10 protein-coding genes are annotated in these 10,344 nt (G+C 49.0%); 8 read left to right on the top strand and 2 right to left on the bottom strand.

The genetic code is table 11. The features are described 5' to 3' along the window. Nucleotides 1-209: 209 nt before the first annotated feature. Together KJY78_RS06315 and metK are read right to left on the bottom strand one after the other, a co-directional pair. Entirely contained in the window at nt 210-521 is a 312-nt protein-coding gene (locus KJY78_RS06315) for a GNAT family N-acetyltransferase (protein ID WP_214337764.1), read from the bottom strand. 98 nt (nt 522-619) lie between these two features. Continuing rightward, nucleotides 620-1,777 carry a methionine adenosyltransferase gene (gene metK / locus KJY78_RS06310; protein ID WP_214337763.1) on the bottom strand — a complete coding sequence of 386 codons (1,158 nt, stop codon included), beginning with the start codon at nt 1,775-1,777 and terminating at the stop codon, nt 620-622. A gap of 1,183 nt (nt 1,778-2,960) precedes the next feature. Between metK and KJY78_RS06305 the strand changes: the two genes are divergently transcribed. From KJY78_RS06305 to KJY78_RS06270, 8 genes are all read left to right on the top strand, one after another. Then, nucleotides 2,961-3,947: a hypothetical protein gene (locus KJY78_RS06305; RefSeq protein WP_214337762.1), complete on the top strand. Its 987-nt coding sequence runs from the start codon at nt 2,961-2,963 to the stop codon at nt 3,945-3,947. Between the two features lie 11 nt (nt 3,948-3,958). Then, entirely contained in the window at nt 3,959-4,720 is a 762-nt protein-coding gene (locus tag KJY78_RS06300) for a hypothetical protein (protein WP_214337761.1), read from the top strand. Further along, nucleotides 4,717-5,529, top strand: a complete 813-nt coding sequence (locus KJY78_RS06295) for a SagB/ThcOx family dehydrogenase (protein ID WP_214337760.1) — start codon at nt 4,717-4,719, stop codon at nt 5,527-5,529. The genes KJY78_RS06300 and KJY78_RS06295 overlap by 4 nt, the downstream gene beginning before the upstream one ends. Further along, nucleotides 5,526-6,221: a CPBP family intramembrane glutamic endopeptidase gene (locus tag KJY78_RS06835; RefSeq protein WP_214337759.1), complete on the top strand. Its 696-nt coding sequence runs from the start codon at nt 5,526-5,528 to the stop codon at nt 6,219-6,221. Before KJY78_RS06295 ends, KJY78_RS06835 begins: the two co-directional genes overlap by 4 nt. Nucleotides 6,222-6,229: 8 nt before the next feature. Then, nucleotides 6,230-7,357 (top strand): hypothetical protein, encoded by a 1,128-nt coding sequence (locus tag KJY78_RS06285; RefSeq protein WP_214337758.1) that lies wholly within the window; start codon nt 6,230-6,232, stop codon nt 7,355-7,357. 35 nt (nt 7,358-7,392) lie between these two features. Beyond that, complete coding sequence (locus KJY78_RS06280) at nt 7,393-8,799, top strand: YcaO-like family protein (RefSeq protein WP_214337757.1); 1,407 nt, start codon at nt 7,393-7,395, stop codon at nt 8,797-8,799. A 16-nt stretch (nt 8,800-8,815) separates the two neighbouring features. Continuing rightward, nucleotides 8,816-9,763, top strand: a complete 948-nt coding sequence (locus KJY78_RS06275) for an ABC transporter ATP-binding protein (protein ID WP_214337756.1) — start codon at nt 8,816-8,818, stop codon at nt 9,761-9,763. Continuing rightward, nucleotides 9,760-10,344: ABC transporter permease (locus KJY78_RS06270; protein WP_214337755.1), on the top strand; the 585-nt coding region annotated here is incomplete at its 3' end. The genes KJY78_RS06275 and KJY78_RS06270, both read left to right, overlap by 4 nt.

The raw sequence follows: 10,344 nt of genomic DNA, 5'->3' as shown, positions 1-10,344 counted from the left end.
CAACGGTGCGGGAAACACGTCAATCGGAAACACAACACCCGACAAAAATAACAACGGGAAAAACACGACCGAACACACACCCTGCGCACTCCGAGGAGTTCCCACCATCACCGCAACACCAATAATCTCGCCAACATTCACACTCTGCTTACAAAAACATGATCCGCGATTATACGCACAGCGCGGGTCATCGCACCCCTCCCACGCGCTCAGGGTGCTGTCATATATCCAAGGTTTACCGGGTAATCTCCCGCAGAAAGGCGAAGCTCAATACTCCCGCAGTATCTATCACCAAACTCCTGCAGTGTGATTGCCCAAGTGAACTTGGGCGGATCCGCTATAAAATCTGCTGCGTGAGACATCAAATATGGCACGGGTATCGTGGTGTACTCCACGATTTCCGCATCTTGGCAGGTCTCGTACAAATCTTGCGCATCGCTTGCCCTAAGCGGGCGCAGCACAACCCCATTTCCGTGCAGCAAGCTTGCGGACACAAATAATTGCGGATCAGAGTTAGCCATATTACATTTTAGTAACTGCTTATGATATCTCCCGCTGCTTGAAGGCAGCTTAAACTATGGCGCAGCGCTAACTTGCCAGCTCGCGGCGGCGGTGGATATTATGCCCCCGCCGCGAAACGCTCTTTAATGGCGCGCGCGTGAGTGGTATGGTCTTCCCAGCTTGCATCGTAGCCAAAATAACCGTAGCTCGCATAGCGCACAAATTTCACATCTCTAAGCGCAAGCGAGTTGATAATCGCAGTTGGCTGCAACGGAAAAAGCGTCTCGCATATTTCCGTCAGTCGGGATTCATGCGCCCGGCTGGCATGATCCAGCGTAATATTAAACGCCACGGGTGACGCCTTGCCTATCGCATATGAGATCGCGACGGTCGCCTCCTGAGCGAGATTTGCCGCAACAATGCTCTTAGCAATCTGCCGTGCGAGCAGAGCTGCGCTGCGATCCACCTTAGAAACATCTTTGCCCGCAAACGCGCCGCCTCCGTGTGCAGCGAGTCCGCCGTAAGTGTCGACGGCTAGCTTGCGCCCGGTGAGTCCGGCATCGGCAACGGGACCGCCCGCGATAAAAGACCCGGCGGGGTTAATCAGAATTATTGCGTCTGCAGCAAGCGGGAAATTGCGGGCAGCTGGCTTGATGATCCGCTCGAGAATCTCCGCCCGTAGCGCATCGAGGCTCTTGCTTTCAGTGTGCTGCGCGGATACAACAACCGCGGTAATCTCGCGCGGCTCGTCGCCCTGGTAGCGGATAGACACCTGCGCTTTTCCGTCGGGCAGCAGACCGGTGATTGTGCCAGATTCGCGAGCCTGGCTGAGACGACGGCAAATATCGCGCGCAATCAGCAGGGGAGCGGGCAGCATTTTGGGCGTTTCAGCGGTTGCGTAGCCGTAAACGGTGCCCTGATCTCCCGCGCCTAGCACGGCATCGGCACTGCTATCACCGGAGCGTGCTTCAACGCTGCAGTCTACTCCGCTTCCGATCTCGGGAGACTGCGCCTGCACGTTCACGCGCACAGTAAACTGCGCCGGATTATATCCGGCAACCTTCAGCGCCTGCCCGGCGCACTCTGTGAGATTGGCCGCGTGCGCGCTCGTGATCTCGCCGAAAATATTGATTTCGTAGGCTTTGGCGGTGACTTCAACAGCGACACGAGCCAGCGGATCGTGTTGGGTGTGCGCATCGAGGATTGTTTCTGCGATCAGATCGCAAAGCTTATCTGGGTGCCCGATGCAGACTGCCTCTGCTGTTTTGACCGTCATGCTCGCCTTTCTTTTTAGGGTGTGAGATTTGTGTGCTCTAGCATAAAAAGTTTACCCGCTGTGGCTCTGTGTTTTTTGAGAGGCGTGCGGGTATAGGTGTATTGTTTAGTTTGGCTGTGTGGTTTATTACCTAGTAGCTTGGTTTGCTGCTTGGTGGGTTTATAGCTTGGCGGATTTAGTTGTTTGCTGAGCCTGGCTGCATATTAACTTTGGCGGTAGAGAGTTTTACCTGTTGCTCTATGATTTTTTGGGCGCATTTAAGTTTTGCTCAGAGTTGCGTGGTTGTATAGATTGTGAACGGCAGACATTCTCATCGGTTTTCAAGTGTTATTGGCAAATCGGCAATAGTCCAAGATAAATGTGAGGAGTAACTGATGAAATTCAAAGAAGTTAGTGCAACCGGCGCTGTTGTTGGTTGCTCTGTGGGCGCGTCACTAGTGTGTATTTGACTAAAAGCGAGGTGTGATTGTGAAATTACAAAGTGTTTCGTTTATCTATGTGATTCTTGCATAGATCGTGGTATTAGTGTCTGTTGTGTTTAGCTTATTCTCTTTGTTCCCTCTGTATCATGCAATACTTCTTAAGTATTACGGCTTTTGCGATAACTGTTGGTTACCGTACTGCAAATACTGGAGCTGCTAAATCCGGATCGCAAGAGTAGTCGAAGTTAACGGAAAAGCCCCCGCGCAAACGAGCGCGGGGGCTTTTCCGTGTTTATTTGTAGAATTAATTGAATTGAGTAACGCGAATTCTTAAATCTTATACATCTAACCATTAACGAGCATCAGCTGCACCCTGATCGTACATTGAATGAAATCTGCTGTTTGACGTAAGTTTTGTTTTGGTGTATTATTTATGTAATTTATCATTTTCACGAAGAATAGGAGGGTTGAGGAGTGAAAATCTCAATCATTGGTTCCGATGCTCTTAGGAGTGTTACAAGCCTCATTCCGGCTGGCGCATGCTGCAGCTCTAGCTGTCACTGCTGGACGTGCTGCTGTTGTTGTTGCTCTGCGACTGGTGGCGCTGATGCTGCGTGTTCAACTCTTGACGCAACTGAGCTGTCTGGTGGCTTGGTGGCAGTATTGTAGTTGTTCTAGAGATTTGTGCATCGGGTTGCCGTGTCTGAGAGTTAAGCTGAGTTGATTATGGTGATATAAGCCATTGAAAGGTTGATTTTGCTATGATGCAAAAATACGCACTTCTTGCATCTGCAAGCTATATTCCTGTATCTCCAAATGAAGTTCTAGTTAAAGGGAGTGCACTCGAAGGCTTTAGTGTTCTTGTGGAAGATCCTGAACGACGTGGCGTTATAACTTCAATTCTTCAGGAACTGGAAGATGGAGGACGCACTCCTGAGGAGATTGTTGCTGTATTAGACGCTGAGATAACTCCAGAAGAATGCTGTAAGTGGCTCGAGTCCATGAGAGAAGGAGGTGTGCTCAGATGCTTGTATAGTGAAGAAGATAATGTGGATAGAGAGTCGATTTGGAGGGCTTTCGTTCGGTATGGAGAAATTCCAGATCCAACATTGCTTCAAAAATTAACGGTTGTTGGTTCGGGTCAAGCTGAATGTGTTTTGGAAGGTGCAAGAGCACTAGGGGTGTCGCTGAATGTAATTCCTTTGGAAGAGCTTGATTTAGATAGTTTTAATCCCCCCCCCTCGTCAATCACTCTCGATGCAGATAATTCCAAGTTGCGGCGTAATCTTAACCCTCTGTTATATGTTAGTTTTGGCGCTGATCGTGCTGAACTGTATAGGTTTAATGAGCTTGCTGTTGCTGCAGGAGTTCCAGTCCTTTACGCGCGGCTTGATGGAGTTGATTACACAGTAGGACCATACGTAATTCCGGGTCTTTCTGCGTGTGCTTGGGAAGTTGAACGTTCATGGGCTAGAGCAAGTGCTGACCGCGAGCAATATGAGACACTCCTGCGCCACCGTTCTTTGAATGGCAATGCGCCAATTAGCATTGTAGGACGGGCGGGATTATCGACAGCGCTAGCCGTGAGCCTTCTTGAGCTGTCACTCCTTGGTTTTTCAGAACGCGCTGGAACTATCGTTTACGGGCGTGCAACTGTTCAAGAGATTTCAACGCACAGTATAATGAGACTGCCACGTTGTCCGGTATGTCTTCCTATGCAACCAGCGGTGCGGAATCCGCTGTATTAGAGGTGTACGTTTTGGATAATAATATTAAGCTAAACGAGCAAACTTCACTTTACGATCGCGGAAGTGTTGTCTCGAGCTGGTCAGACAGAGTGACTGATTGGGATCCAGTGGCGAGGTTAGGCGATACGTTCCTGCTGAACTCTCAAGTGGGGGATCATCCTATGCCGCATACACGTTTAGTACCGCCCGATGTGCTCGAGCAAGTAAGTTCTCGGCTCGCTTTAACTTTACACGGACGGCTTGAAAATTTAAAACTACAGGAGTGGGCACTTCGTTCAGTCCTGACGGATGACGAAGTTGTTGAACTGCTTGGAATCAATATAGCTGACCTTCCTCAGCCGTATAAAGAATGGCGTTTTTCAATTGAGATCTATGCACTTGTTAGAGATACGATTTTTCTTTTATTGAATGGTCAGTTTGTTCGATATCGTCGTTTAAGCCGTGACGAACTACGAATTGTTTTATCTGAGAGAACCGCTCCATTTACGTCCTTTAGCGATGAGGCTTCTGGGATAATGATTGCAGTAGTTGCAGTTCCTGGTAGATTGGGAGCTCTTGGTGGATTACGAGGAGAGCGTCGTAGTCTCATCGCAGCTGGTGAAGCGATTGCTCAATTCCGGAAGTTGTGGCTGAAATCTGGAGTTGAAGATAAGTGGAGTTGGGAGCTTGAGTTCTTTGACGATGCTTGCAGCCAGGTTCTTGGAATTGATGGGGTGGAGCGGATGTCCGTGGCACTTGCGTATCGCAAGGACGGCAAAGAGGAGAAAGAATGATGACTGAATCAGATTCAGAGTTTTTAGCTCAGTCTGATAGTATCGCCCAAGGTCTCAGAAATGTGGCTGAAGAGGCTGGTATAGAGTATGAATCCTTGAGTGAGACGATTTTACATACTATGACCAAGCTTAGATCTAAGCCGAGTTCAGTGTTTCCGAATCCGCCCGAATATCGTTGCGAGTTCGATGGCGAAGTAACCGAGCCTGCAGTGCCAGCTGTTGCTTCGACGCATGAGTTTTTTGATGTTGTTAAAGCTCGTGCTTCTCGACGAGATTTTGGAGTTTCTCCGATTTCAAAGACAACACTAATTTCATTGTTAGCATGGACTTTTGGGAAACGTGGTCAAACTATTGCGTATGATTGGCGTGATGCTCCGTTGCGTTACTGTTCATCTGCTGGCGGGCTAGCTTCGATTGATGGATACTGCATAGTTTTTAACGTTGATGGTCTTGACAACGGTAGTTATTACTACGATTATGAACGTGGTTTGGTACGTCGTTTTTCTGGGCAGATGAGCCATAGTGTATCCACGTTAATCCCTGGAATGACCTGGTTGGAAAGAGCCTCTGCGCTGGTGGTTTTGGTGGCAAATCCCGGTCGGGTTGATCATAAGTATGGTGCAATGGGTGCGAAATTGTCTATGCTTGACGCGGGTGTTGCTGCGGGGCATCTTGAACTGGTAGCAACTGCATTGGAACTGCGCGCGTGCGTCCTTGGTTCTCTACCATCTGAAGCTCTATCGGAATTATTGTGCCTCAATGAAGGTCAGATTCCTCTTGCTAGTTTGGCAGTTGGGAGCAGAGCGTGAATATTGGTGGGATTATTGGTGTTGCAGCAGCGTGTGCGACAATTTTGCAGATTATCCTTATGGGTTTTATTGCATATCCAATTGCGCGGCGTAGACCTGGTGGAATGGAGATTTTTGCGCGGTCGGGTTTTATATGGTGGATAGTGACCCTGCTGTTGTTAGGAGTTTTGGGTCTGGTTTTTTTGCCCGATTCTCGATCGTGGTTCTATCCGTCACAGCACGGGGTGTCTTATGGTTGTATGCTCATGGGCGCATTTGTGGCATTCGTAGTATGTCTTGCGGTTGAATTAGTCGGTGAACGTATACTGCTGGGCGCGTATGATTCAAAAAAACGTATTGCGGCTAATGCTAAATATGAAGGTGCATTGCCCAGGTGGGCGCGTTCAGGGGCAGCTCAATATATTTTACTCATGCTCGTTGCATTATGTGAGGAGTTTGTATTTAGAGCACTAGTGCTGGGATCCTTATTGCACGAATGGGAGTTACCTAAGGCAGTAGCAGCCGGACTTGTTGCAATAGCTTTTGGACTTTCTCACTGGTATTACGGTGTTCGCCAGGTTGCCCTTAAACTTATTATTGGATCAGCGCTAGTTTGGGCTGCTTTATTTGGAGGTTGGGTATCGGCTGTTTTGGCGCACGTTGCGCTAAACGTTGCTCTTACGGCAATATCGGCATGGCGTAGACGTGCTTGAGGTATGTGATGATTGAGTTACATGCGGAACATCTTTTCACTGGAGAGATCTGGATGACTGATGTTACGGTTGTTGGTGATAGATACATTAAGTATATAAGCTCAGGTAAAACTCGTAATGCTATAAGTTTTCCGCTTGTGTTACCGGGGTTTGTTGATGCGGGCGCTAATGCTGAAGGGTATTTAGAAACTCCTGTTCAAAACGATACACCGTTCTTTCCAGAAGAGGCTTTTGTAGGATTGTGTCGTGCACATGGAGTAACCTCGGTGGTCGATATCGGGTCATCGTGCAATGTGGGGCATTGGTTAATTTCGCAGGAAAAACTTAATGTTGTTTCTTCATTGGGGAGAATAAGCAGTTTACCGTCTCTCAGATATGATTTTGATGTTTCAGCGGATGAGTTGCTCAATCTTGTTGCAGGGTTACGTAAACTTGGAGCTACATTTGTTACATTAGGGGAAATCTCTGATTTCGATATTACAGTATTGCCCTGTCCTGTAATTCGTAGTCATAGTCGTCAAGGAATGGTTATTCCAGGGTTTATTGTGCAGCATGGAGCAAGTAAATGGGTTTGCCCACAGTTAGCTGCATGCTCATTGTGGACCGTTGATGGAATGCTTAAGGCAAGCGATGCTTCTTTGGGGCGGGCATATTTACCGCATCTTAAGCATTTTACTGGTGAGGGAAGTTTTATGTTTAGGCGAATTGCTCGAGATATTTTATCGAAACTATACGGTGATCGGAAGACAGATGATCTGACTGATTTATCTTGCGCGATAACTAAAGGTGACCGAGATCATAATATACTTGCTTCCTCAGGCGCGGGTGCCGCAGGTATTATGCCCGGGGCTGGGTTGTGGACTGAACTAAAGATGTTGGAACAGCGCATAGGTTTTGAAAGTGCGTTACGTACATGCACGTCAAATACGGGTGCAGCTTTTCCTTCCCTTAACGCTGGGTTTATTAAACCTGAATTTCGAATGGATTTATTGCTCTGTAGTGAAAGAGCTGGCTCTATATCACAATTAGAGAGTGAGCTGGTTGCTATTGTAATTGGCGGCGTGCTTAGCTCAATAGCAGATGAGAAAGAAGCGGTTTTGAATCATTGTCTTATAGCAGATGGGCGATCTTTATGAGAGTTACAGCTGTTGGGTCTAACCCGGGTGGATCATTGCCAGCATTAGCGACAGGGGTGTCGCTCCGTGCTTTGCAAGATATGTTACCTCATGTAAGTCCTTTATATGGGCCAATTTTACGTGCAAGCACATTTTTTGGTTCTGGTGAGTCAGCGGGTGGTGGATATGCTGGTCATGCTGAGTTGTTTGATATAGATGGCTTATTGAGAGATATCTATGGTCAACCTTCGATGGAAGCAGGAGTTAACGATACTCTTTTCGGAGGCGGAAAAGGGTTTAAACTTTCCAATGTGACACTCTCCACGATAGGCGAGTCTTTGGAGCGAGTTGTTGCTGGTCTTATCTCGACCGCTACGGATATGCCGAGTGTTAGGCGTCTTGGCTCGTTTCAGGATTTGAGTAGTGCTGGTTTCCCATGCTTACCTCCGAGTAAGATAAGTTTATTTAGTGATTGGCAGTATAGGCAGCCTCATTTTCTTTACGAACAGTTCACAGAAGAGACTCCAGTGCAGTGGATCTGTGGGCGCAGACTATATAGCGGTGAGGAAGTTTGGGTGCCAGCACAACTCGTGGACATGATTCATGTTTATGATCCAGGGGAATCAGTTATCGGATACTCTGTTTCAGGAGGTCTCTCGTGCCATACTTCCTTTAAAGACGCGGTATATCACGGACTTACGGAGGTTATTGAGCGTGATGCTGTTAACATTTCGTGGTATACGGACCAACCACCGGAGCTGGTGAAGATTGATGACACTGTTAGGTCAGTACTTGGGGGATTCGCTGAACGTCTAGAGCTTGATCACTCAGGTGGTTTTCTATTGCGTCATCACTCAGACGTGTGCAGCGCGAATACGTTTAGCGTAATTGGGTTTCAGGAGTGGTTGCCACGAAGGCAATACTGCGCGGGTGGTGGTTGCGACTTTAGTGGTGTTACTGCTATGCGTAAAGCTGCTGCGGAGTACGGTCAGACACGTAGCACTCTTAGTTTAGCAAACATGGCACCTGGTTCATCAGTGGGACGCAGCGTGCGTCAAATGTTTGATTGGGATTATGACCGTCATCTGAGCGAGATGACACTCTTCTTTCAGGCTATAGGATATTACGGATTGCCTGATAATGTTCATCATCTGGATCACTATCTGCGTAGTAATTGGATTTCGGGTGATGTTGCTATTGGCGATATTGAGCGAAACAATCTTTCTACTGATGAGTCATTAGAACAGCTCACTGCTGAACTTTTAGAATCGGATATTGATCCGATTATTCTTGATTATTCTCATCCGGACTGGAGCAGTTTGAGTGTTGTTAAAGTTTTTGTTCCTGAGCTTACGACACCGTTTCTTCAGTCACGTCCTATGCTGGGGCATCCTAGGTTGGCGCAGTTGCGGTCTGAGCTGATTCAGTCGAATAATCAAGTTCTTCCTTTGCCATACCCCTAAACGGACGGAAAATAATATGAACGATATTGATATTATCCGCGTTACTAATCTACGCAAGAGCTACCAGGGCAGACAGGTGCTGCAGGGTGTTGATATCCGCTTGATGCGCGGGGGTGCTTACTTTCTTGTCGGGCCCAACGGCTGCGGAAAAACCACGACAATTGAGACGCTCATCGGCCTGCGCCGTATTGAGAGCGGTGAGGTCGTAATCCTCGGCATTAAACCGCATGATCCGGCGCTGCGCTCTAAAATTAGGGTGTGCCTGCAAGGCGCCTCGCTGCACGCGCAGGTTACAGTTGGTGAGCATCTGAGTTTTATCGCGGCGCTGTACGGCGAGGGCAAATCACAGGTTACGCAGGTTGCTGAGCAGTTTCAGATTGCGGATCTGCTGAGTCGCCGTTTTGGCAGGCTCAGCGGCGGGCAGCAGAAGCGCGTGATGGTGGCTAGTGCACTATTTGGCGAATCAGATTTAATTGTGCTTGACGAGCCAACAAGCGGCGTTGATTTGGAGAGCCGCTTTTCGCTGTGGGCATCTTTGCGCGAGGCGATTGCGGCGCGCGGTACGACACTGCTTGCAACAACCCACGATCTTACCGAGGCTGAGGAGTATGCGAGCGAGGTTATTATTATGCGCGAGGGGCGGGTGTACGCATCAGGCGGGGTGCATGAGCTTATCGCGCAGTCGGGGCTTGCAGGGGTGCTGCTCGTTCCCACCGGCGCTGTTAGCGAGCTGCTTGGCGATGCCGCGCAGCAGAGCGCTGTGAGCGCCACCAAGGAGGGTGCAACCGTGGCGAGCCGCCGGGTTTTGAGCGCGGATAGCGCAACAACAACCTTTGGCTACACAGATCCGCGCCTGCTATCCACTGATAAGCAACGCCTGCAGCAGCGCGGCATTGCGGTGTACGAGCGTGCGCCGCGCTTAAAAGACGCCTACCTTTTAACCGATCGGAGAAGCGCAACATGAAACCCTTTATGATGCAGTTCAAAAACCAGGCTCTGGGGTTTGTGCGCGAGCCGGCCGCTGCGGTTTTTAACATCCTCGTGCCGTTTATTATTGTGCTGACACAGGCGGTGGCTTTTGGTGCCGAAGAGATCGGCAGCTCACTACCCGGCTACCGCGTTGTTGATGCGCTAGCGGTTAATGCGGGCGTTATGTTCACAATGATTATAGGGCTGTTTGGTATGGGAGTTGGGCTTTCTTCAATGATTGAGGCGCGCACGATTGCGGGTGCGAGTTTGCGTCCGTACGGTGCGGATTTGGTGCTGCGCGCCTACGCGCTCGCCCTGCTGCTGATGGTTTTACTCGGCTGGTTAGCGGCGTATCTTGTATTGCGGATCGGTTGGGAGGCGCGGTTGCCGAGCCACCCATTTGCTGCTGTTTTGGTTATGGCGTTGAGCGTTGCAATGTTTCTTATGATCGGTGCCTGTGTTGCGGTGATGGTGGGAACTCCTCGGAGTGCGCAGGGTGTGTGTTCGGTCGTGTTTTTCCCGTTGTTATTTTTGTCGGGTGTTGTGTTTCCGATTGACGTGTTTCCCGCACCGTTG

The organism is Canibacter zhuwentaonis, assembly GCF_018531145.1.
Classification (GTDB): Bacteria; Actinomycetota; Actinomycetes; order Actinomycetales; family Microbacteriaceae; genus Canibacter; species Canibacter zhuwentaonis.
This window is presented reverse-complemented; position numbering and strand designations above follow the sequence as displayed.

Bases quoted from the DNA above. Each gene is read 5' to 3' on its own strand.
- KJY78_RS06315 (WP_214337764.1), bottom strand. From the start codon at position 521: ATGGCTAACTCTGATCCGCAATTATTTGTGTCCGCAAGCTTGCTGCAC.
- metK (WP_214337763.1), bottom strand. From the start codon at position 1,777: ATGACGGTCAAAACAGCAGAGGCAGTCTGCATCGGGCACCCAGATAAG.
- KJY78_RS06305 (WP_214337762.1), top strand. From the start codon at position 2,961: ATGATGCAAAAATACGCACTTCTTGCATCTGCAAGCTATATTCCTGTA.
- KJY78_RS06295 (WP_214337760.1), top strand. From the start codon at position 4,717: ATGATGACTGAATCAGATTCAGAGTTTTTAGCTCAGTCTGATAGTATC.
- KJY78_RS06285 (WP_214337758.1), top strand. From the start codon at position 6,230: ATGATTGAGTTACATGCGGAACATCTTTTCACTGGAGAGATCTGGATG.
- KJY78_RS06275 (WP_214337756.1), top strand. From the start codon at position 8,816: ATGAACGATATTGATATTATCCGCGTTACTAATCTACGCAAGAGCTAC.